Below are 22,473 nucleotides of genomic sequence, written 5' to 3'. Positions count from 1 at the left end.
GGAAGGTAAGTTATGGATAAATTACAAGTAGGTTTGATTGGTGTAGGCGGAATCGCCCAAAGTAGACATATTCCAGCGTTTCAAGAATTACAAGAAAGCGTGGAGTTGGTTGCCGTACAAGATGTTAATCAAGAGCGAGCTTTAGAAGTAGCAGCAGCTTATTCGATACCACAAACGTTTGCGCAATATCATGAATTATTCACTGTTGTGGATGCAGTTGTCATTTGTACACCGAATAAGTTTCATGCAGAAATTACAGTGGCCGCATTGGAAGCAGGTGTTCATGTACTATGTGAAAAGCCGATGGCGATGACGACGGCTGAGTGTGAGCGAATGGTAGAAGCTGCAGATAAAGCAGATAAACAGTTGGCCATCGCTTATCATTATCGGCATACAGATTCAGCACAGCTTGCGAAACAGGCAGTTTTACAGCAGCAAATTGGCGATCCATTGGTAACAAGGGTTCAAGCATTGCGAAGAAGAAAGGTACCTGGTTGGGGGGTTTTTACCAACAAAGAATTACAAGGTGGAGGTAGCTTAATTGATTATGGCTGTCATTTGCTAGATTTAGCAATCTGGTTATTAGGAGATCCGAGGCCTGTCGAGGTTATGGGTACAACATACAATCGATTAAGTAAACTACCGAATCAACTTAACGATTGGGGTAGCTTTGATCATGAAACCTTTAATGTCGATGACCATGTATCTGGCTATATTACCTTTGAAAATGGCATTTCCATGTTATTAGAGTGTTCATGGTCAGCCAATATTAAAGAAGATACAAAGCATCTAAGTATTTCTGGAGTAGATGGGGGGCTAAGTGTCTATCCGTTTGAATTGTATCAACCAAGGCTTGGAACATTTATGAAGAGCGATGCTGAGGTAGAACATAATGAAACTAAGGCTGGATTTGCTCAAGCAGAAAACTTCGTTAATAGCTGCTTAGGGAAAGCGGAATTAGTAGTAAAACCTGAACAGGCATTAAAGGTAACGAAAATTATCGATGCTATTTATCAAAGTAGTAAAACTGGAAGCAGCGTGAAATTAACATAAGAAAGGGTGGAGTGACAAATGAAACTAGGCGTATTTACTGTATTATTTGCAGAAAAATCGTTTGTAGAAATGCTTGATTATGTCGAAGCATCAGGGCTTGAAGCAGTTGAAATTGGAACAGGCGGCAACCCTGGAGCAGCACATTGTAATGTCGACGAACTATTAGCAAGTGAAGAGAAACGAAAAGCATACTTAGATAAAATTCATTCAAGAGGTTTAAAGATTAGTGCATTTAGTTGTCACGATAATCCAGTCTCTCCAAATAAGAATTATGCACAATCCTCTCATAATACCTTTATGAAAACGGTGAAATTAGCGGAGCTTATGAATGTGCCAGTTGTTAATACGTTCTCTGGCACACCAGGTTCCAACGAGGAATCGAAATATCCGAATTGGCCCGTTACACCATGGCCAAACGAATATTCAGATATACTCAAATGGCAATGGGAGAAAAAATTGATTCCTTACTGGAAAGAAGCAGGTCAATTTGCCAAGGATCATGGTGTGAAAATCGGCCTTGAATTACATGCAGGCTTTCTAGTGCATACTCCGTATACGATGCTTAAATTAAGAGAAGCGACAAACGATGCTGTCGGTGCTAATCTAGATCCAAGCCATTTGTGGTGGCAAGGAATCGATCCTGTTGCTGCAATAAAAATTTTAGGAAAAGAAAATGCAATTCATCACTTTCATGCAAAAGATACGTATATTGATCAAGATAATGTTAATATGTATGGGCTTACCGATATGCAGCCATACGCAAGTGTCCAAAGTCGTGCCTGGACTTTTCGCTCTGTCGGCTATGGTCATAGTGAAAAAGAATGGTCCGACATCATTAGTGCGTTACGTACGTATGGGTATGATTATGTAATTAGCATTGAGCATGAAGATCCAATCATGTCCATTGATGAAGGCTTTCAAGCAGCTGTAAAGAACTTAAAAAGGGTAACGATTAAAGAAGCGCCCACCGAGATGTGGTGGGTGTAGTGCGAACAGCCTCACAGCATAGTTGCTGTGGGGTTGTTTGTAGTTGAATAATGATGAAGTTCACAGGGAAAACGCCGAAGTTCACAATTTGAATATTTTTTTCAAAAAGGTAGAATGAAGGTAATACACTGTTGTTTACCCCACATATAACTGACAGTAGGATTCCTAATAATTGAAGTTTCACATCTAATCGTTGTAAAAGAAGGGGGAAATGAAGATGATAGCTGATGGTTTATGGAGTATCATTCCATTTGTAATGCTGATCGCAGGTTTCGTTATTATAAGAAATCGTAAGAGGGCAGGAGTGACAGGGATGAAGACTGCTCTTACGCCTATTTGCTTGTTATTATCCGCATGTATCAATTATGTAGCATACGTGTTTCAGCTAATGGGGATTGCTAGCTGGGGAATTTCCATACTTTTATTAGTACTTGCCGCTTATTTTACGAAACACTTACCAAATGTCCAAACATAAAGAGAAAAAACTAATTGTAATTTGTCATCGGTTAAAACAATATCCGTGAGCTAGGTACTAAATAGATTTAAGCTTTGCTAATGTTTGCAAATCGAGATTAAATTTTTTCTCAAAAAGAAGCCAATGGTCATAAGGATGAAAATGGGTAAAATGATATCTCTTAATATGGTAAGAAATTCTCCCATGCTACTAGCCTCCAATTGCTGCTCATTTAGGAATTATATGTATGAACAAGATTAGTTTTCTCCAACGATAACCTTTCCTGACAATACAAAGAGTTTAAAACATATTTTCTTACTTTTTTATTCTAGTTGTCAATCTATTTTGAAAGATCTTTACAATTCTTCGTACAATAGCTAACATGTATAAAATAGTATGTTCATGCTGAGGGGATGAAGAACGTGCAAAGCTTTACTTATTCAAATACATTAAAACGGTTGCCGCGTCAATTCTTTGCCCATCTTGTGCAGAAGGTTGAGCGGTTAACAGAACAAGGTCATGATGTAATTAATCTAGGTCAAGGAAACCCAGATTTACCTACTCCTATTCATGTTGTCAAGGAATTACAAGAGGCAGCTGAAAATCCTTTGTATCATCAATATTCACCATTTAGAGGCCAATTTTTTCTAAAAGAAGCTATTTCCCAATATTATAGACGTGAATATAATATAAACCTTGACCCAAATACTGAAGTAGCTATTTTGTTTGGGGCTAAAGCTGGTCTAGTAGAAATAAGCCAATGTCTACTTAATCCTGGTGATTTAGCTTTACTACCAGATCCAGGTTATCCAGATTATATGTCAGGTATAGCATTAGCTGATGCAAAGATAGCGTTAATGCCATTACTAGTAGAGAACCATTTTCTACCGGATTATTCTAAAATTTGCAGGAGGAAATGGGAACAGGCAAAGCTGATGTTTTTAAATTATCCGAATAACCCAACGGCAGCACTCGCTAGCAAAGCGTTTTTTGATGAAACAGTTGCTGTTGCAAAAAGATACCATACATGTGTTGTTCACGATTTTGCCTATGGAGCAATGGGATTTGATGGGAAAAAGCCTCAAAGCTTCCTGCAATCTAAAGGAGCAAAGGATGTTGGCATAGAAGTGTATACCTTGTCAAAGACGTATAACATGGCAGGATGGCGAGTAGGCTTTGCTGTTGGAAATCATTCTGTTGTCGAAGGTCTTAATCTCATTCAAGATCATTTGTATGTCAGTATATTTGGTGCAATACAGAAAGCTGCTGAAGAAGCATTGCTTGGAGATCAGTCTGCAGTAGTCAAGCTTGTCAAAACGTATGAACATCGTCGAAATGTCTTTGTAAGCAAACTCCAAGAGATTGGTTGGAGGGTAGAACCTTCGAAAGGAACCTTTTTCGCCTGGTTACCCGTTCCAGAGGGCTTTACATCCGAGTCTTTTGCCGATCTCTTGTTAGAAGAGGCGCATGTTGCGGTAGCTCCAGGGAACGGTTTTGGAAATAGAGGAGAAGGTTATATTCGGGTTGGATTGCTTGTAACTGAGCAACGTCTGGTAGAAGCCGTGGAGAGAATTGGTAAACTCAAACTATTTACAAAGTAGGATTGACAAACAGAGCCAATTTATAATTATTGAGCTTTGTTAAGCAATGGGAGATGACGGCAAAGTAGAACCTTAAAAAAGTAGTAAAACGAACGGAGGTATGGGAAAAGTTAAAAAATGTGTAATTTCCTAAAAAAATCACATAGTAAGAGAGAACAGTCTTATACTGTTCTACTACTTTCCCTAGGAGTGAATTCCAATGGCAGAAAATCGTAATAAGCTAGTAGTACCAAGTGCACAAAATGCGGTGGATGCGTTGAAATATGAAATCGCAAATGAGCAGCATGTTGAGCTTGGAGCTGACACAACTGCACGTGAGAATGGATCCGTAGGGGGCGAAATGGTGAAGCGAATGATAAAAATCGCTGAACAAGATCTCGCTAATCGAAAGTAGTTATATGAAAAAAGGAGGACACTTTTAAGGTCCTCCTTTTTCAGCTTTGGTTTTCTTATGGTACTCCTTAATTATAAGTCATAAGTGTCCTATTCAGCAGGAGATTACCTTTGCATGTAATCTTCTTTGGCGAGGACCATCAAATTCACAAAAATAAACTCCTTGCCATGTACCAAGGACAAGGTCTCCATTTTCAATAATTAGTGTTTGTGCGTGCCCTAAAGTACTTGTTTTTAAATGAGCAGCAGTATTTCCTTCAACATGTTTATCTTGAACGTGATTCCATGGATAAATTTCATCCAAGCGCATTAGCATATCCGACTTCACATCTGGGTCTGCATTTTCATTTACTGTAATTCCGGCTGTTGTATGCATGGACTGTACAACTAAAATTCCATCTCTTATATTATTTTCACCAACCCAGCTTTTTAATTGGGCAGTAATATCGATCATCTCCGAATGTTTTTTGGAAGTAATAGAAAATATTGTATTCATGATACATCATCCTTTCCTTCTTGTTTATAAGTATTATTACGTGAATAGAAGAGGAAAATGAAATAAAAAAAGCGGAAGCACCCGATTAGAAACGTAGTGACCGGAGCGAGTCAACGGAGATAAAGGAATCACGGTGAGCTTGCGAGCCGATGATGACTTATCATAGGGCGATTCGTGAATTCGCATCGTATCTGGGTGCTGGAGCTGGACGCGGCTCAATACGCCCATAATTATCCACATGGGCAAATTTTATTTGAGTTCCTAGACTATAAAAAATATCTGTATAAAATCCGTCGCAGTCATGCCTTATTAGAAAGAATTTAGTGGTCGATATAGAACAGCCCCTTCTGAAGATGAACAAAAGACTACTCTACGTAGACTCCTCGAAAAGGAAGAACGCTTTGTCTGTTCCTCTATAAAACTAATGTCTAACGAGATCAATCATAAATTTGTATCGATCTGCACGGTAAGAGGACTTCACAACTTCTAATGTATGCTTGTTCTCTAAATTAGTCGTTCGTTGCATTAAAAGAATAGGTGCGTTTTTTTCTATTTGTAAATGCGTTACTTCCTCCTCTGTGGCAATAGCTGCTTCGATGACTTGAAAACCGTCCGTGATTTTTAATTGTAAGTTATTCTCAATATACTGATATAGTGAATGCTGAACAATATCTTCCGTAATACCCATTACTAAATTTGCTGGGATATAGGTACGCTCTAATGCCATCGGAATATCTTCAGCTAGCCGAATTCGTTTGATTTCATAGACAGGTGCATATTCCGGAATATTCAACTGTGATGCAAGTTCATTGTCGGCAGGAACAATTTCAAAATGAAGAAGCTTACTGCTCGTTTGCATGCCTCTTGCTCGCATTTCCTCCGTAAAACTCGTAAGGCCATGAAGCTTTTGTTCAAATTTTGGACCCATGACAAAAGTGCCCTTACCTTTAATTCGATAAAGAAGCTGATCATTTACGAGATTAGTAATGGCCTGTCTTACTGTCATTCGACTAATATTATATGTTTCAGCAAATTCACGTTCGGACGGTAGTACATCACCTGGTTTTAAATCATTATTTTCAATTTGTTGCTTAATATATTCCTCCAACTGATGATAGATCGGGATGGGGGAGTTTTTATTAATCATTTTAAGATCTCCTTGAAATCTATATTTACATTTAATATTGAATATATGTAAACAAGTATGGTTTTATTAGGGTTTTCCTCCATTTTGGAGAGTGTCCTAAGCGAGCTATATTGGACGCTCTTTTAACGGAAGTTATTTTTCATGTTTCTTTAGATGGGTAATGTTACTTAGCTTTTTAGGCATATATTTTTAGAATAGCACCCAATTATATAGTTGTCTAGCGAAGTTGTTGTTTTTAATAGAAAATTATAAATAATTAAAGCGTTTATAAAAATATATTGGTATATGTACCTATATAAATAATTTAGGACGTAGTGAATCAAGTCAATGGAGGCAAAATTTCTTCATATATACGGAATTTCTGCACTCATTTTTACGGAAAATCATAAATTCAGTTGACGATTACTATTCATTGGAGTCCTTTATCATGGGTAATAGTTACTGCAAAACTAAAAATTGTACGGAACCAATTTTGCATCGGCTTTCAAGAGTTCGCTTTACATAAAGCAGTTAGTTGTTTTGATTAGGTATTGAGCTGGTAATTAAGCTGATCATGATAAATGGTGCTAGTAAAATGATATAACAAACTTATTTGAATAGATGATAACGATTATTTTTTTATCCCGCATATAACTGGCAGTAAGCCCCTCGCTTCAAGCAATAAAGAGAAAGCAATCTGGATAAGTGTGGGGTGGACTGCCAGTAAATGTCCGATTGGTTTCAGGGCCTTAGGCCATACCCTCGTGGTACTAACCATCCGTAGAAGATAAATAAGACTCTCAACTAATTGAAATTCCACTTTATAAATATTGACATTTTTCAGAAAACTGGTACTATCGGTATAGACAACTAAATGTTACTTTAGTTGTATTATTTGTAATAACAAAACAAGGGGGAAATCATGTTGGAAAAAAGGAGTATTTGTTTTTTACTATTTGTTATGTCAATCTGCGTACTACTTCTTGCTGCTTGTACCGGTGATGAAAATACTGATTCATCAGGGGAATCAAACGGTAAAGAAGCCAACGCAGAGGAAGATGTTGAATTAAGAGTTGTTACTACAATGGCAGGTACCGATCCAGCAGGAGAAGTATTCGAGAAGCTTTTAGAAGAGTTTAAAGCTGATAATGAGCATGTTTCGATTATTAATGAATCGCAATCTGCTGATGCAGGAACGATACGTACTAAAGTAAATACTGATTTTACGTCAAATAATGAACCAGATCTTATGTTTTATTTTAATACAGTAGATGCTGAAGGAATTATTGAAGCTGGTAAAGTAGTGAATTTGGAAGAGGCTGAAGGTGTTGATCTTTCAAATTATGATTCCATGCTAGAACAGCAACGTCGTGAAGATGGGAATATTTACGCTGCACCACAAACTGGATTTTATGAAGGATTATTTGTAAATAAGAAGTTATTTGAGGAACATGGTGTTGAACTACCAACCACATGGGAGAAATATGAAGAGGCAATTAAGAAATTTGCAGAGACAGATATTATTCCAGTAGCCGCATCTACCGAAGATTCTTATTATGTAGTTGAACATTATGCACTAGCAGCAGGTGGAATTGAAAATTATAACGCGAGCTTGGCTGATCAAAATGTTGCATGGGCAGAAGGCTTGGATAAGATTGGGGAACATGCTGAAATGGGAGCGTTCCCAGAGGACGCAGGTACAATTGACTTATCCATCGCTGCCAGCCTATTTCATCAGGAACAAGCTGCGATGCTTTTCGAAGGATCATGGGCTTGGGGGGCAATGCCTGAGGAGATTGCTGAAAATATAGCTGTATTACCAATGCCGGTATATGGTGATGGAGGCTCTACTGGTGATGTTGTAGGTGGTGCTTCACAGGGATGGTTCATCAGTACCAAGGCTTATGAAGATGATAAAAAGCGTGATGCAGTTGTTGAGCTTTTTAACTTCTTAACATCTGAGGAAAATATTGTACGAATTGCAGAAGCTACTGGACAGGTTCCTGCGAAGGGAGCATTAACAGATCTACCAGAAAATATCGCTGCAGGTCATAAAATGGTAGAGGAGGCGAATGCAGTTGCTTCACCAATTAATGATAGGATTTTACCTGAAGCATTTACGCATATTCGTACAAGTGTACCACAAATTGTTAGCGGTGAGAAAACAGGTAAACACGTTCTGGAGGAGGCTGCTGCTCTAGAGTAAATAATCAAAATGTTTGAATAGAAGCAGCAACTGTTTAGTTCCAGTAGTAAGTGGATATATACTGACGATAAAGAAAGCGCTGTCTGTGGAAAGGGAGTATATTTCAAATGGCCAGGAAGAGGGTCTGGGGCGAAGCAAAAATAGTTAACCCAAAAGCCGAATTTTGATACGAAGCGCAGTATTTTGCTGGAGCCATGATAGAACCTGTTTCAAGTAAACAAATAATCCGAATTGATTCAGGTGAAATCGTTCTTATTATTATGTGAATAAAAAACACATTTGTCTCAGCCTCCTCCTGCAAATAAAATCAAAAAGGGGTTTATTATGAAGGGTGATAGATTAGTTATATTTCTTTTTTTAGCACCTGCTTTTTTAATTTCAGCAATCTTTTTGTATTATCCTTTTTTTGAAAATATTGTTCAAAGTTTTTATAACACCGATGGTTTTTTTAATTCTAAATTTATCGGTTGGGATAACTACAAAAGACTTTTTGAAGATGAGATTGCAATTGGTGCAACGTTAAATTCATTAGAATTAATGCTGTATGTAGCTGTTTTCCAGGTAGGTATTGCTTTGGTATTAGCTGTAATGGTTGACTCCATAAAACACGGTGTTCGTTTCTTTCGTACAACCTTCTTCTTTCCAATCGTTATTTCTGGTGCTGCTATCGGGCTACTATTCACATTAATTTATAATCATCGAAATGGATTACTTAATGAAATATTAGTGAGATTAGGGTTTGATAGAGTGCTTTGGCTTACAGAACAATCTTCGCTTTATATGGTTGCTATTCCTACAATTTGGAGTTATGTAGGGTTTTACTTTTTAATCATATTAACAGCAATTGAAAAAATTCCAGATGATTACTACGAAGCAGCGAAGCTGGAAGGTATAACAGGTTTTCAACGAATGACCAAATTAACGATTCCACTTATCGTCAGTGACTTAAAAACATGTCTAGTACTAGCGATTACAGGTGCTCTGAAGATATTTGAACTAGTTTATATTATTACAAGAGGAGGACCAGCAAGATCCTCCGAGGTACTGGGTACATATATGTATCAAAAAGCCTTTAATGATGGTGCGATTGGTTACGGAGCAACATTAGCGGTGCTGATGGTCGTAATTGGGCTTTCTCTAGCATTTTTAACAAACAAGCTTTTGGGTAATAAAGATGAAGTAACATATTAAAGATGCTTAACAGGTATAAATTAGCAATGATTTTTTGAACCTTATTAATTAGAAAAAGAGGTGAAAAGATTTGCGTACAGAAGTTAATAGACTTACATTTTGGGAAAAATTTCAAGGTCGATTCTTTTCAAAATCGAAGTATGGAAAACTTTTTATATACACCATTCTTATTATATGGTCGATTTCAACCATCTTCCCACTAGTCTGGGTATTTTTAAACTCCTTTAAACCATCAAGAGAAATCATTACAGATACATTTAAACTACCAACTGATCCAACATTGCAGAATTATATCAATGCATTTGATACAATAGATATCGGTAGAAGTTATCTGAATAGTTTTATTATGTCTGGTTCAGTTGTTTTTTTTGTATTATTCTTTGGTGGATTAGCAGCCTTCGTAATGGCTCGATTAAGCTTCCGGTTACGCGGGGCATTACAGACGATATTAGTTATGAGTCTATTAATTCCAGCATTTGCAACTATCGTGCCCGTTTATCGGATGATGATAGATTTAGAGCTTGTTAATACGCACTTGGCATTGATTATTCCGCAAACAGCAGGAAATCTTCCGTTTGCTATCTTGGTCATTAGTGGCTATATGGCTACCATACCTAAAGAATTAGAAGAAGCTTCATTAATGGATGGTTGCAGTCGCTGGAAGATGTTTACGAAAGTGTTCTTACCTGTTTCGCTCCCGATATTTGGTACAGTAGGGACCTTCGTCTTTTTATGGTCATACAATGATTTGTTCACATCTCTTGTATTAGTTGAACAAGAACATGTTCGGCCAATTGTTGTATTGCTATCACATGTTAGCTCTCAGTATGGGACAGATTATGGATTAATGACAGCTGCTATAGCTATGACAGTAGTCCCAGTCATTATCTTTTACTTATTTGCACAAAAAACAATTGAAAAAGGTGCAACCTCAGGTGCAGTAAAAGGATAAACGTAGGATTACACGGACACTTTGGCACATATAATCTCTAACTAAGTTATAAATTTAGATGTTAGCATATTCTATAATGGAAATTGGAGGAATTAGTTATGAAGCTAATGCTGAAAGGCGCTACAAATAATCTGTTATCTGCAATAAAAGAATTACAATCAGATTTGAATTTTGAATTAGCAGAAGATGGTATCCCTATTTTAATTAAACAAGCTGATAAAGGGTTGTCAGTTTCATTAAAGAATGGTCAAGGGGAAATTGTCTATGATAAGAAAGCGGCTTTCTTCAGAGGATTAGGCTTGTTGTTAGAGAACTATGCTCGGTCAAAAACATTCCATATTGAAGAGGATGCACAGTTTGAAACTATTGGTCCAATGTTTGACCTATCACGAAACGCAGTAATGAAACCAGAACGATTTGAGGATATGCTTCGTAAGCTAGCACTAATGGGCTTTAATTCTGCAATGCTATACATGGAGGATGTATATGAAATTGAAAGCCAACCATATTTCGGTTATATGAGGGGAAGGTATTCTCTAGATCAATTAAACCAGCTGGATGATTATGCCCATCAATTTGGTATTGAGCTTATACCATGTATTCAAACACTTGCTCATTTAGAGGAATTTTTAAAATGGAGTGATGCAAGTGGATTAAAGGATACGCGCGGTGTACTGTTAGTTGAAAGTGAAGCTACCTATACATTTGTTAGAGACATGATAGAGTCAGTAACGAAGCCTTTCCGAAGTAAGCGAATTCATATTGGTATGGATGAAGCAGAAGAACTTGGGAGAGGCGTGTATCTAAATAAATTCGGACATAAAGATAGATTGGAATTAATGACTAGTCACCTGAATAGAGTGCTTGAAATTGTGGACGAAAATGGACTGATGCCAATGATGTGGAGTGATATGTTCATGAAGCTTGCCTCTAAAACGGGGGATGCCCATTATGATTTAATGGCTGAAATTCCTGATGAAATAATTGAAGCAACACCGAAGAATGTTACCCTCATGTATTGGGATTATGCACATACGAAGAAGGAAGAATATCTGGCAATGATGAAAAAGCACAAAGCATTCGGAAGGAAGCCTGCCTTTGCAGGTGGAATATGGGTTTGGAATACATTTGCCACAAATTATGGCTTGTCTCTTGGGGCAAGTGATGCGGCATTACAGGCTTGTAAACAAGAGGGTATTCAAGACGTATTTGTAACGCTATGGGGAGATGACGGTTATGAAAATAATTATTTTTCAGCAATGTTAGGGTTACAATTATATGCTGAGCATGCGTATGCACGAACGTTGGATAGAAGCAAGCTTCATGATCGGGTGAAGTTTTGCACCGGTATTGATGCAGAGACTTACCTACTATTAAATGAGCTTGATGCCATACCTGGTGTAGATCCAAATAATAAGGAACAAACGAATCCATCAAAATTTTTACTATGGCAAGATGTATTATTGGGTTTATTTGATAAACATGTGGAAGGACTTGATTTATATTCCCACTACAAAGCATTAGCAAACAAGATACGTGTATCAAGAGATGGAAATAATGCGTTGGATTATATTTTTGATGTCCCAGAAAAGTTGGCTGAATTGTTGAGTGTGAAAGCAACGATCGGTGTACAATTAAAAGCAGCCTATGATAGAGGGGATAACAAAGAATTAAAGCATATTGCAGATCAGGTACTTCCTGAAATAATAGATAAAGCAGAGGTGTTACGTTTGGCCCATCGTAAACAATGGCTACATATGCATAAGCCGTTTGGCTGGGAAGTAATTGATATTCGCTACGGTGGCTTAAAGTCAAGGCTGGAAACTGCTATTTATCGAATTAATGAGTATGTAAGTGGAGAAATCGATTTTATTGACGAATTGGAACAAAAAAGATTGTATTATCATGACATTGAAAACTCTACAGGCTTAGGATGGTCAAGTTATTATTATCGGATGGCATCACCTAATGTATTCTTTCACGTACTGCCAATTTAAGGATAGAAGGAGGGATACATATGGAAACTAGTTCTCGAGCTTATCACGTATATGTAGGTACTTATGGCACTGAACATGATCATTCCTTACACGTACTATCCCTGCAAACAAGTAATCTAAATTTAAGATATTTGTCAGCTGTTAAAGGGATAAGGAATCCTTCCTACCTTACTGTAAATAGCACGCAAGATGTAGTATATGCTTGCAGTGAAGTAGAGGATGGTGAAGTGGTTTCGTATCGTATAAATGAAGCTGATCATAAGCTAACCGAACAAAGCAGACAGAAAACAGCTGGAAATGGTCCGTGTTATGTAACATTGAGTACAGACGAAACGCATTTATTAACCGTGAATTATGGTGAAGGAACTACTACTGTACATCAGGTATTAAAAGATGGCTCGCTGGGTCTTTTAACGGATAAAGTAGTCTATAAGCAAGGTTCCCATCCGCATACCATTATGTCTATTCCGAAGTCGAAGAAATATGTTGTAACGGATTTAGGTCTAGATAGGCTCTATCTCTATGAATTTAATGAACAGCAAGGTAAACTGATACTACTATATGATTTAAAAGCCAATGCTAAATCAGGGCCGAGACATATAGCGATTGCGGACAGTCATCGGAAAATATATGTTGTCAATGAATTTAATTCAAAAGTTGCGGTCTATCAATATGATGCTTCCATTACTAAGCTAGAGCTTATCCAAGAAGTTCGGACGATTCCGAAAAGCTTTGAAGGTGTTAATTATGCTGCAGATATTCACATTTCTCATGATATGTCCTATTTATATGTTTCTAATCGCGGTCATCACAGTATTGGTATTTGTAAAATAGATAGTAACGGATTATTAACAGATGCTATCTGTGTATTCTCAATAGGTGAATGGCCTCGTAATTTTACATTGATACCGAATGAAAATTTGCTCTTGGTAGCAAATGAGCATTCTAATACAATCGTACTTATGAAGATCGGGAGAGATGGAATTCCAACGTATACAGGAATTGAGTATCCGATTAAATCACCAGTTTGTTTGAAAGCTTTACCTACTATTTAAGATGCGAACTTAAAGAAAAGAGAAGAGGATATAAAAACTTCGAGCTACTATCCGAGGATACGGGTTACCCTCTGGATAGTAGCTCTTCGTAAGTGCTTTGTTAGACAAAGTTAAATGGAATCATGTAATTTGCATAGCTTTAGAGCATGATTTAGCATAAATGAAGAGATTGAGAGATAGCGAGACAAATAATATTAAAACCTATACTTTCTAATTGACGGTGATCTCTTGGCTCAGCTAACATTGCTACCATGATGCACTTAGACGAATGCGGCCTTGGATTCACAAATTATTCCTACTCTATACCGCATAACTGGCAGTAATCCCGTACCTCAAGGAATAAAGTGAAAGCAATATGGATAAGAGGTGGTATCCACTGCCAGTAAATGTCCGATTGGTTTCAGGGCCTTTAGGTCATACCCTTGTGGTACTAACCATCCGTGGGAGTAACAAAACCCACCACGGATGGAAACTTCACTTTATCTTATCTAATTGCTTAATGAAAGCTTTGGCATTTTTACTGTTCTGAGCATCCTTACGTATTACTGCAATTTTGGTGTTTTTTTGAATGGCTAAATTGGTGAACAATGAATGGTTGGTTACATCTATGCCATATGGGTGTTCTTTCGTATCATTCTCCTTTTGATAAAATAATAGTTGGGCAGATGCTGAAAGCTCTAATTGATCTAGAGAAAGAAACGGTCCATCTTCTACAAAACGATGAAAGTAATTGAGGTCAAATATGTAAATATCTGGTTTATTTGCTTCGATTGCAATCTGACCTTTTTGGAAGTTTGCCATGTCTTCTGCTGAATTTACTTCCTTTGGTGTTTGCACTAGGTTAATATGTATGCTTTCCCAATTAGGGAATATATGTTGAATTTCGTGCTTTAGGGGAGAAAGGTTCTCTTCTTGATAGCTTCCAAAGAACATGATGTCTATATCTGCTGGTAGTTGATCTGCTGCATTCGATTTGGCAATCTGCTTTTCTATAATAGTGTAGCCTAATGAACTTATAAGAAGGAGTAAGAATACAGAAAATATGGTGTGGTATTTATAATGATACAGAAAGTTTTCCATACGTTCGCTAACTGTTTCTCGTGTTGGATCTTGTTTCTTGTTATTCATAAGCAACGATCCTTTTTTTAATAGATTGCTGTGCTAGTTGCTCCTGTGATATTATTTCAATCATTGTAACATCGTTTATTTTCTTTATTTCTTCACATACTTAGGAAAATGATGAATGTCAGTTTATCTGGGACTTCCCTCACTCGTACTAAGCAAGGAAATTGTCTCCAGATAACTAAAAGCAACATTCATCTGTCTTGAAAAGACCCTCCTTCCATGAAGAAGAGCCTATTTTCAGTTCTTATCCTATTTTAAAATTGTTCCTAATGAATAGAAATAAGGGAGAAAATTGCTGTTGTTGTTAGTTGATGCAGTACCTTGACTAACTAGCTTCCAAACTCCAGCTTCACCAGGTGTTTCACCACGTGTCCACCACTTCGCCTCGTAAATAGCACCGTTATAGGTAACTTGATCACCACCTAAATAAGCAGTATTAGGATCCCAAGCTGGAATATCACCCGGATCAGGATTATTTGGGTCACCTGGTTCAACATAATCCCCGTCAAAATTTGCATCAATTACATTATAAAAAGCATTTGCTGTGTCGGCCACTTCCCAATAGGCTAAAATAACATGATATCCAGTGCGATCTGGAATTACACAATCATGATTAACGGTAAATGGCGGGCGTTCTCCATTATCATTAATAGAACAGAATAGCTCAAAGTCAGAACGCTCTAAAGGGTCATTTGGGTCCCAACCTTCTTTCGTAATATAGTAATCCCACTTATCTGTTGCATGTGCTGCTGTTAACGTCCACTCAAAAGTAAATGGACCGCTCGTCATAGGAACCTTTGCCCATCGATCCTCTGTTTGCGCATCTAGCTCATAAAAAATGTTTGCACTAGCAATTTTTCCGTCAGGTGGTCCTCCTTCTGGAAAATTCCCAGGTGCTTCAAGGCTTTGTGGTTCATAGATAATTGCTCCACAATCGTAATTGGCTCCGTCTGCGCATAATAAATTTCTGCTTTCTGGATTGTTTACATATCCATGAGCAGAGACAGAGCTGGCAAATGCAATGGAGCAAATTAACATAACGAATGCCCCAAATGTAAGCTTAATCGATTTCGGAATAAATGTGAGCGAATTCATTATACTCCTCCTAAAACTGGTTTATGCGAAAAGTATATTGGGAATTTGGAATGAATATTGCTTTGAAAGGTATAGACAACTGTAACTTAATAAAGCAGTACTACTCCCCCTTCCTTTATACAATTGTTATAACTTTTCGCTAATATAGATTATACATCACTACAAATAAATATCAACAGAAAATTAAGAATTAACCGATAATTAGTAAATTATACCCTGCTTATGTAAAAAAATTATATAAAATAGTGATTATATACCAACTTTTAGTAAATGGATTTGTATTATAGTTGTTATATTTTTAAAAGAAATAATAAAAAAAATATTGAAAATATTTAAAAATACTGGTATAGTCATCTTATCAAATGATAGCGCTTTCTTGAATTAGGGGGGATGTTCTACGTGCGAGCTGAGAGTATGCATAGGAGGCAATTTAAAGGAAACCAGCGCCTTGTAACTCGATACTTTAGGCAATTTGATCTGCAAATGATGGTTATTCCGGGGCTATTGTTTATCTTTATTTTTAATTATATTCCGATGTATGGAGTGTTAATGGCTTTTCAAGATTATAATATCTTTGAAGGAATGGCTGGCAGTGAATGGGTAGGATTTAAGCATTTTGAACGCTTTTTTGAGGATCCGCGTTTTCTGGAAATCATGAGAAATACTATCGTTCTCAGTGTTCTTAAAATACTTATCTGTTTCCCTGCACCAATTATTCTAGCATTAATGTTAAATGAAGTAAGACATATGATGTTTAAGCGGGCAGTACAAACCATCACCTACCTTCCACACTTCTTATCATGGGTTATTGTTGCTGGGTTCGCTACTTCTATATTAGCAACAGATAATGGAAGTTTAAACATGGCACTAGAAAAAATAAACCTCATTGATAAACCAATCAACTTTCTATCTATCCCAGAGTATTTTTGGACAATCATTATAAGCACTAATTTATGGAAGTCCATTGGCTTCGCTTCCATTGTCTATTTAGCTGCAATTGCTGGAGTTGATCAGCAATTATATGAGGCTGCTTCCTTAGATGGAGCTAGCAAATGGAAGCAGATTTTCTTAATAACGATACCATCCATTATGCCAGTAATTGTAATCTTCTTTATTTTAGAAATAGGTAACCTATTAAATGCTGGATTTGAAGATTTATTGCTACTAGGTTCGAATCCCGTCTTACGAGAAGTATCTGATGTTATTGATACATATGTATATCGGGTTGGAATTAGTGATGGTCTCTATTCCTATGCTGCTGCAATAGGATTATTTAAAGCTGTAATTAGTGTTGGATTATTAACATTAGCAAATCAACTTGCACGTAAGAGTGGTAACAGTCTATGGTAAGCGCAAGTGGAAAGTGGGAGCATACAGCATGTTGAAATTAACGTTTGGTGATCGTTTTATGGTAATAATGATATATATTTTTTTAACATTACTAGCTTTTGTGACGTTTTATCCATTTTGGAATTCATTAGTTATTTCTTTCAATAATGGTCAGGACACTATGCTAGGAGGAGTAACTTTTTGGCCTCGTGATTTTACTTTAGATAATTATGAAATTGTCTTTCAGGATAAACGGTTGGTGAATGCGTTTATGATCTCTGTGGCTAGAACTGTTGTTGGTACGATATTATCTGTGCTTGCAACAGCTATGCTAGCTTATGGACTTTCCAAAAAGGAACTAGTAGGAAGAAAATATTTTATGGTTTTTTGTATTGTAACGATGTTTTTTAGCGGTGGTTTAATACCAACATTTTTACTAGTGAGAGGCATTGGTCTTATGGATTCGTTTTGGGTAATGATTATTCCATCATTAATATTAGTTTGGAATATGATTATCTTTAGGACCTTTTTTCAACAGTTACCGAAGGGTTTAGAGGAATCTGCGAAAATAGATGGAGCTGGATATTGGGGAATATTCTTCCGCATCGTACTGCCTTTATCTGGGCCTGTAATTGCTACTTTGTCCTTATTTACGGCAGTTTTTCATTGGAATGATTGGTTTTTTCCGAGTATCTATATTACGTCAGAGAATTTGATTCCAATTCAAACGTTATTACAAAAAGTATTAAATTCAAATACTGTTAGTTCGCAAATGAGTCAAATAGATGCAGGTGCAGCTGCACATATGGGTAAGGCAGCTAACACGGTAACAGGTAAATCCTTGTCAATGGCAGTAATGATGGTAGCTACTTTACCGATTATCATGGTTTATCCATTTGTGCAAAAGTATTTCGTTAAAGGTGTTTTGATAGGGTCATTAAAGGAATAGGGAACATCTTATTTAAAGCATTTGCTTTGAAGATAAATTTTTGTAAATAAGGAGGATGAAAAAGTGATATCATCAAGAAAAATTTGGATTATGATAATGGTATTATGCTTTGTACCTATCATTATATCGGGCTGTAAAGACAAAGAATCTAATGTCGAAGCCGATACAGGAGGGAAAGAAAAACACGGAAACGATGAATTATTTAAGTTAGGTGAAGAACCATTGGAAATTACGATGTTTGGTAATTATGATTGGTATACGATGCCACCCTGGGGAGAAGATGTAGCGACAAAATGGATTAAAGAAAATAAAAAGGTGGATATAACTGCGATTGATGGTGGGGGAAATGCGGCACAGCGACTTAGTACGATGATAGCAAGTAATGACCTTCCAGATTTTATATGGTTGGATAAAGGAACAGATGTAGAACGATTACGTAAAGGAGGAGCTCTGGTTCCACTCGATCCTTACTTAGATAAATATACAAATTTGCAAGAGTGGTTCGGAGAATCTGGTATCAACATGCTTCGTTCTGAAGATGGAAAATTATATCAATATCCAAATTGGTATAATGCAAAACCATTTGGTAATGCGGGTTATGTAGTTAATAAAGGGATTTATGAAGAACTAGGCTCGCCACCTCTTGAAACGACAGAAGATTTATATAATTATTTAAAGCAAGTAAAAGAAAATTATCCAAATATAACACCATTCGAAACGGATGTAGAAGGACAGGGAATTAATGTTTTATATTCAGCATTTGCAGAAAATCAGTCTCCAGCTAATATTAGAATAAATGCTGTTCCTGAGGGAGATAAGCTAACATCTATTTTTACGAATGAGGAATATGTCGAATCACTACAATACGCCAGTAAGCTTTATCGGGAAGGACTTATTACACAAGATGCATTAACACAGGATCGCGACATGGTTACAGAGAAAGTATCGAGTGGTAGAGTTGCTGTATATGCATCTGCTAGTCCTACGGATTTAGCGCGGCCTGGTCATTACAATTTACAGGAAGAAGACTCGGATGATGGCTATTTTATGGTTTGGCCGATCGCAAAAGCGGGGTTGAACAAAGATAATATCTATCCGGGGGCTTATGACATGATGGGATGGAATGTAAGTGTCATTACGAAAAGTGCTGAAGATCCAGAAGCAGTATTTGCGTTTTTGGATTGGTTAACAGGACCAGAAGGGCAATCAGTGCTTATTTTTGGACCAGAAGGAAAGTACTGGGATGGTTTTGATGAAGAAGGATACCCTCAATTTACAGAAAAGTATGTAAGTGACCCAGAAGGTGCTGGGAAAATAGAAGAAGATACATTAAACTTCCAATGGAATGGAAATTCAAATTTTCTAGACACCGCAAAAGCTAAGTTTACAGAGACATTACCTCAGGAAGATCGTAATTGGACGACGCATTGGCAAAATGAAATTACGTGGAAAACACAATATGATGCAACTGCTTATTTAGGAATTGATCCATTACCGGAAACCACCGAGGGCCAGATTCAACAAAGTGTTGGGGAAATTGCTGAAGTGGCAAGAGCGGAAGCACTAAATGCGAAAAGTGATGAAGAAGTTATCAAGATATTGGAAGAGGCAGAGAAGAGTGCACAAAGCGTAGGTTATGCTGATTTACTAGCATACAAGACTAAGGAATGGCAAAAAAACTTAGAAACACTAGGCAAATAACATATTATGTAGCTGTCATTATGCAAAGGGGAACCAATCGGATATTTACTGGCAGTTATATGCGGGATAAATTACTTGATTGCTATCGGAAGTTATTATAGAACTTCTAGTCCACGGGTTAAATGCTTCGTTGATTGCAGATAGGTAATATTTAGTTGAGATAGGAGCTGACTCCTTTGGTGCCAGCTCCTATAAGAATAAACGGAGTGTGAAGAAACATGATGCTAACTGGAAGGCTAGAATCGCTTTATAATATATTTGACTGGCTGATGAAGTTCATGACAACGAATATCATATGGGTTCTCTTTAATTTTCCAATTGCCTACGCTATCTTAAGTATGGTTTTTGCGAAGACACAAGAGGAGGTATATTTGCTAGCTATTACAATATTGGCTCTGTTCCCTTTTGTTTTTTTTCCAGCAACTACTGCAATGTTTGCCGTAGTAAGGGAATGGGTGATGAAACGAGAAAATAAAGGATTCATAAGAGCATACTGGAATTTTTATAAGGAAAATTATATTCGTAGTCTTTTAGGTGGTGTGTTCTTTACAATTACTTGGGTTGTGTGGTTACTTAACTATCATTTAGCAGCGGTTGAAATTGGATCTGGCTTATTTTATTTTTTCATAGCCATTACTATTTTTATTGTTGCTTTTACTAGTTATTTTTTTGCTGATACCGTTCATTTTGAAGTGAGCATCATTTATTCAATTCGTAAAGCATTATTTATGGCGATTTTCCATTTACCCTATACAATAGCAGCTGCAGGAGCTGTTAGTATTTTATTGTATATCATCTATCAAATTCATCCATTATTTTTAGTACTCTTCTCAGGGCCTGCTATTGCGTACGTATATTTCTTTGCTTTTTATCAAATATTTTTAAAAGCACAGGCGGCAACCGAAAGTCAATAAAATACGAATATCGTTTCAATAGAACTAGTATTTTTAATACGTATTCATTTCTCATTTGTTACTAGTCTTTATTCTTACTATTATCATCGTCTTACGTCTGTACTACACGTTTTCATTGCTTGGAGTACTTCTTTTTCTGTTGCTCTTGGTGTATCGCCAACAGTTGTATGAGCAAGAATCGCTGATGCTACTGCAAAATCTACAATGTCCTGATTACTAAAATCTTCGATTAAGCCGTGAATAATCCCACTAGCAAAGGCATCACCAGTTCCAATTCGATCTAAAACGGAAAATGTCCGTTTATTAGAGAACGTAAACCTTTCTTCCTTATATAAAAAACCCATTAAACGATGCGTTTGATTATCAAGAATATTGCGATGTGTTCCAGCGATAATAGGAATATTATACAAATTAGCAACTTTTGGAATGAGGTCCATAAGTTGATTACGTTCACTTTTCTTTTCTGTATACATGCCTAATGTATGCAGGGCATCCTTTTCGTTCATTATCACGATATCAGCAAGTTCAAATATTTCTTCATAATGGCTGCGAGCCTGATGATGGCCATTCTTTCCCCATAGTGAAGGACGGAAATTACAATCAAAAATGATGGTTCCGCCTGCTTTTTTTACTGCATGTGCAAAGGTTTTTAATTGCTGTCTAACAAGATCATTCATCGCTAATGTAATCCCACAAAAATGAACGATATCAATTTGTTCAGCAAGCTTCTCAAAACGATAGAAATCGTGAGTCGCTGTATTAAAGCTACTCTCCATACGATTAGAATAGGTTACTCTGCTTGGCCTAACACCAAAGCCATTTTCTAAAAAGTACATACCAAGCGATTGACCATGTCGTATAATAAAGGAGGAATCTATACCTAATTTTTGCAAAAAGGATTGGGCTGCATCTCCTAGGGGAGTAACAGGTAACGTGGTTACGATTGAACCTCTATGTCCAAAACATGTAAGAGCTCCGGTAATATTGACACCTGTACCAGAAAAGCTATAGTTTAATGAATCTGCTTGTGAGAGTAATTTGTAATCAGGAACCTGCAATCGCATCATGACTTCACCAAATGCGGCAATATGCTTAATCATATGTATCAACTAATTTCTTCATGATGTCAGTTAACGCATAAATATCTTCAATATTTGTTTCACCAGTCTGTTTACTAATAATGGAAGAGTATACATGAGGAATAATTTTAGGAACATTTGCCGCTAATGCGATTTCCAAAATGGTGTTAAAGTTTTCTTTATTTATTCCACCAGTAGGCTCTAATCCAAAATCTTCCTCCCCACATGCCTTGGCAACAGCCTTGTATGCCTCAATCGTTGTAAGTCCTTTCATAGGAAAGAATTTAATAGCATTTCCTCCCATATCGCGAATTAGAGCAATTGCAGATTTGATAGGTACAATAGCTTGCTCCTCTATAGTAGCACTAATTGCTCCAGTGGAAATCTTAACGAGGTTTGGATCCTCCGTAGGAGATACTAAACTATTAATCCAGCTATTACGTTCACCTAAATTAGCTCTTGTTGCTCCAACAGCAGGGAATACTTGATTAATGTGGTCACAAGCATAATGCTTTACAATTTCAGCAACAACAGAAGCTTGTTTATTATCTCCCGCTCCTAGTCCAATAGATATGGCTCCGTCTATCGCTTCTCCATAAGCTTGCATAGCTGCAATAGCATTATCGATTGTTTGATAATCTTTTGATAGTACTCCAATTAAAACATGTCCTTCAGCAGCTTGGAAAACTGCTTTGGCATTTTCGGGGCTATTGGCTAAAACATTCAATGCGACACGCTGCTTATAAAACCGTTTTTCGATGGCTAGCATG

At 37.0% G+C, this 22,473-nt stretch carries 20 protein-coding genes; 14 read left to right on the top strand and 6 right to left on the bottom strand.

Going from position 1 to position 22,473, the window contains the following annotated elements; all coding sequences use genetic code 11:
* Window positions 1–12: 12 nt before the first annotated feature.
* The 5 genes from D9782_RS01010 (at window position 13) to D9782_RS00990 (ending at window position 4,489) form a co-directional block, all read left to right on the top strand.
* Window positions 13–1,053, top strand: a complete 1,041-nt coding sequence (locus D9782_RS01010; RefSeq protein WP_121603842.1) for a Gfo/Idh/MocA family protein — start codon at window positions 13–15, stop codon at window positions 1,051–1,053.
* Between the two features lie 18 nt (window positions 1,054–1,071).
* A complete protein-coding gene (locus tag D9782_RS01005) occupies window positions 1,072–2,040 on the top strand; it encodes a sugar phosphate isomerase/epimerase family protein (protein WP_121603841.1) in 969 nt (322 codons plus the stop codon).
* Window positions 2,041–2,257: 217 nt separating this feature from the next.
* Window positions 2,258–2,515, top strand: a complete 258-nt coding sequence (locus tag D9782_RS01000; RefSeq protein ID WP_051388398.1) for a hypothetical protein — start codon at window positions 2,258–2,260, stop codon at window positions 2,513–2,515.
* A gap of 401 nt (window positions 2,516–2,916) precedes the next feature.
* Window positions 2,917–4,095: a pyridoxal phosphate-dependent aminotransferase gene (locus D9782_RS00995; protein WP_026682320.1), complete on the top strand. Its 1,179-nt coding sequence runs from the start codon at window positions 2,917–2,919 to the stop codon at window positions 4,093–4,095.
* A 199-nt stretch (window positions 4,096–4,294) separates the two neighbouring features.
* Complete coding sequence (locus D9782_RS00990; protein ID WP_026682321.1) at window positions 4,295–4,489, top strand: alpha/beta-type small acid-soluble spore protein; 195 nt, start codon at window positions 4,295–4,297, stop codon at window positions 4,487–4,489.
* 93 nt (window positions 4,490–4,582) lie between these two features.
* On the opposite strand, the gene D9782_RS00985 is transcribed toward D9782_RS00990, so the two are convergent.
* Together D9782_RS00985 and D9782_RS00980 are read right to left on the bottom strand one after the other, a co-directional pair.
* The gene (locus tag D9782_RS00985) at window positions 4,583–4,984 is read right to left on the bottom strand and encodes a secondary thiamine-phosphate synthase enzyme YjbQ (protein WP_121603839.1); all 402 of its coding nucleotides are present in this window, start codon (window positions 4,982–4,984) and stop codon (window positions 4,583–4,585) included.
* A gap of 421 nt (window positions 4,985–5,405) precedes the next feature.
* Window positions 5,406–6,131 carry a GntR family transcriptional regulator gene (locus D9782_RS00980; RefSeq protein WP_121603838.1) on the bottom strand — a complete coding sequence of 242 codons (726 nt, stop codon included), beginning with the start codon at window positions 6,129–6,131 and terminating at the stop codon, window positions 5,406–5,408.
* Window positions 6,132–7,035: 904 nt separating this feature from the next.
* Here D9782_RS00980 and D9782_RS00975 point away from each other — a divergent pair.
* The 5 genes from D9782_RS00975 (at window position 7,036) to D9782_RS00955 (ending at window position 13,511) form a co-directional block, all read left to right on the top strand.
* On the top strand, window positions 7,036–8,316 hold the full coding sequence (locus D9782_RS00975) for an ABC transporter substrate-binding protein (protein ID WP_051388370.1): 1,281 nt from the start codon (window positions 7,036–7,038) through the stop codon (window positions 8,314–8,316).
* Between the two features lie 324 nt (window positions 8,317–8,640).
* Window positions 8,641–9,507 (top strand): carbohydrate ABC transporter permease, encoded by an 867-nt coding sequence (locus tag D9782_RS00970; protein ID WP_026682090.1) that lies wholly within the window; start codon window positions 8,641–8,643, stop codon window positions 9,505–9,507.
* A gap of 70 nt (window positions 9,508–9,577) precedes the next feature.
* Window positions 9,578–10,459: a carbohydrate ABC transporter permease gene (locus D9782_RS00965; protein ID WP_026682089.1), complete on the top strand. Its 882-nt coding sequence runs from the start codon at window positions 9,578–9,580 to the stop codon at window positions 10,457–10,459.
* Window positions 10,460–10,557: 98 nt separating this feature from the next.
* A complete protein-coding gene (locus tag D9782_RS00960; RefSeq protein ID WP_121603837.1) occupies window positions 10,558–12,456 on the top strand; it encodes a beta-N-acetylhexosaminidase in 1,899 nt (632 codons plus the stop codon).
* Between the two features lie 20 nt (window positions 12,457–12,476).
* Window positions 12,477–13,511, top strand: a complete 1,035-nt coding sequence (locus D9782_RS00955; protein ID WP_121603836.1) for a lactonase family protein — start codon at window positions 12,477–12,479, stop codon at window positions 13,509–13,511.
* Between the two features lie 474 nt (window positions 13,512–13,985).
* Here D9782_RS00955 and D9782_RS00950 read toward each other — a convergent pair whose 3' ends face one another.
* Complete coding sequence (locus tag D9782_RS00950; protein ID WP_026682087.1) at window positions 13,986–14,639, bottom strand: hypothetical protein; 654 nt, start codon at window positions 14,637–14,639, stop codon at window positions 13,986–13,988.
* A 246-nt stretch (window positions 14,640–14,885) separates the two neighbouring features.
* Complete coding sequence (locus D9782_RS23865) at window positions 14,886–15,731, bottom strand: lytic polysaccharide monooxygenase (protein ID WP_051388368.1); 846 nt, start codon at window positions 15,729–15,731, stop codon at window positions 14,886–14,888.
* A 414-nt stretch (window positions 15,732–16,145) separates the two neighbouring features.
* Here D9782_RS23865 and D9782_RS00940 point away from each other — a divergent pair, with 414 nt between their 5' ends.
* From D9782_RS00940 to D9782_RS00925, 4 genes are all read left to right on the top strand, one after another.
* Complete coding sequence (locus D9782_RS00940; RefSeq protein WP_121605787.1) at window positions 16,146–17,081, top strand: ABC transporter permease; 936 nt, start codon at window positions 16,146–16,148, stop codon at window positions 17,079–17,081.
* A 28-nt stretch (window positions 17,082–17,109) separates the two neighbouring features.
* Window positions 17,110–18,009: a carbohydrate ABC transporter permease gene (locus D9782_RS00935; RefSeq protein ID WP_026682085.1), complete on the top strand. Its 900-nt coding sequence runs from the start codon at window positions 17,110–17,112 to the stop codon at window positions 18,007–18,009.
* Between the two features lie 90 nt (window positions 18,010–18,099).
* Window positions 18,100–19,710, top strand: coding sequence for an extracellular solute-binding protein (locus D9782_RS00930; protein WP_034679343.1), 1,611 nt, complete (start codon window positions 18,100–18,102; stop codon window positions 19,708–19,710).
* 218 nt (window positions 19,711–19,928) lie between these two features.
* A complete protein-coding gene (locus D9782_RS00925) occupies window positions 19,929–20,624 on the top strand; it encodes a YesL family protein (RefSeq protein WP_026682083.1) in 696 nt (231 codons plus the stop codon).
* A gap of 83 nt (window positions 20,625–20,707) precedes the next feature.
* Here the strand turns inward: D9782_RS00925 and D9782_RS00920 are convergent, their stop codons facing one another.
* The gene (locus tag D9782_RS00920) at window positions 20,708–21,724 is read right to left on the bottom strand and encodes a sugar kinase (RefSeq protein WP_121605786.1); all 1,017 of its coding nucleotides are present in this window, start codon (window positions 21,722–21,724) and stop codon (window positions 20,708–20,710) included.
* Window positions 21,717–22,472: a 2-dehydro-3-deoxy-phosphogluconate aldolase gene (locus D9782_RS00915; RefSeq protein ID WP_026682081.1), complete on the bottom strand. Its 756-nt coding sequence runs from the start codon at window positions 22,470–22,472 to the stop codon at window positions 21,717–21,719. Before D9782_RS00915 ends, D9782_RS00920 begins: the two co-directional genes overlap by 8 nt.
* Window position 22,473 lies beyond the last annotated feature (1 nt).

It is taken from the genome of Virgibacillus sp. Bac332 (assembly GCF_003667785.1).
In the GTDB taxonomy this organism is placed as follows: domain Bacteria; phylum Bacillota; class Bacilli; order Bacillales; family Amphibacillaceae; genus Virgibacillus; species Virgibacillus salarius.
Note: the sequence above shows the minus strand (reverse complement) of the source record. Positions and strands in the feature narration are given on the sequence as shown.

Excerpts from the sequence above, each read along its gene's own strand:
- D9782_RS00915 (WP_026682081.1), bottom strand. The coding sequence starts at position 22,472 with ATGCTAGCCATCGAAAAACGGTTTTATAAGCAGCGTGTCGCATTGAAT.
- D9782_RS00925 (WP_026682083.1), top strand. The coding sequence starts at position 19,929 with ATGATGCTAACTGGAAGGCTAGAATCGCTTTATAATATATTTGACTGG.
- D9782_RS01000 (WP_051388398.1), top strand. The coding sequence starts at position 2,258 with ATGATAGCTGATGGTTTATGGAGTATCATTCCATTTGTAATGCTGATC.
- D9782_RS00920 (WP_121605786.1), bottom strand. The coding sequence starts at position 21,724 with ATGATTAAGCATATTGCCGCATTTGGTGAAGTCATGATGCGATTGCAG.
- D9782_RS00940 (WP_121605787.1), top strand. The coding sequence starts at position 16,146 with ATGCATAGGAGGCAATTTAAAGGAAACCAGCGCCTTGTAACTCGATAC.
- D9782_RS00980 (WP_121603838.1), bottom strand. The coding sequence starts at position 6,131 with ATGATTAATAAAAACTCCCCCATCCCGATCTATCATCAGTTGGAGGAA.
- D9782_RS00970 (WP_026682090.1), top strand. The coding sequence starts at position 8,641 with ATGAAGGGTGATAGATTAGTTATATTTCTTTTTTTAGCACCTGCTTTT.
- D9782_RS00960 (WP_121603837.1), top strand. The coding sequence starts at position 10,558 with ATGAAGCTAATGCTGAAAGGCGCTACAAATAATCTGTTATCTGCAATA.
- D9782_RS00935 (WP_026682085.1), top strand. The coding sequence starts at position 17,110 with ATGTTGAAATTAACGTTTGGTGATCGTTTTATGGTAATAATGATATAT.
- D9782_RS01005 (WP_121603841.1), top strand. The coding sequence starts at position 1,072 with ATGAAACTAGGCGTATTTACTGTATTATTTGCAGAAAAATCGTTTGTA.
- D9782_RS00990 (WP_026682321.1), top strand. The coding sequence starts at position 4,295 with ATGGCAGAAAATCGTAATAAGCTAGTAGTACCAAGTGCACAAAATGCG.
- D9782_RS00950 (WP_026682087.1), bottom strand. The coding sequence starts at position 14,639 with ATGAATAACAAGAAACAAGATCCAACACGAGAAACAGTTAGCGAACGT.
- D9782_RS01010 (WP_121603842.1), top strand. The coding sequence starts at position 13 with ATGGATAAATTACAAGTAGGTTTGATTGGTGTAGGCGGAATCGCCCAA.
- D9782_RS00930 (WP_034679343.1), top strand. The coding sequence starts at position 18,100 with ATGATAATGGTATTATGCTTTGTACCTATCATTATATCGGGCTGTAAA.
- D9782_RS00985 (WP_121603839.1), bottom strand. The coding sequence starts at position 4,984 with ATGAATACAATATTTTCTATTACTTCCAAAAAACATTCGGAGATGATC.
- D9782_RS23865 (WP_051388368.1), bottom strand. The coding sequence starts at position 15,731 with ATGAATTCGCTCACATTTATTCCGAAATCGATTAAGCTTACATTTGGG.
- D9782_RS00955 (WP_121603836.1), top strand. The coding sequence starts at position 12,477 with ATGGAAACTAGTTCTCGAGCTTATCACGTATATGTAGGTACTTATGGC.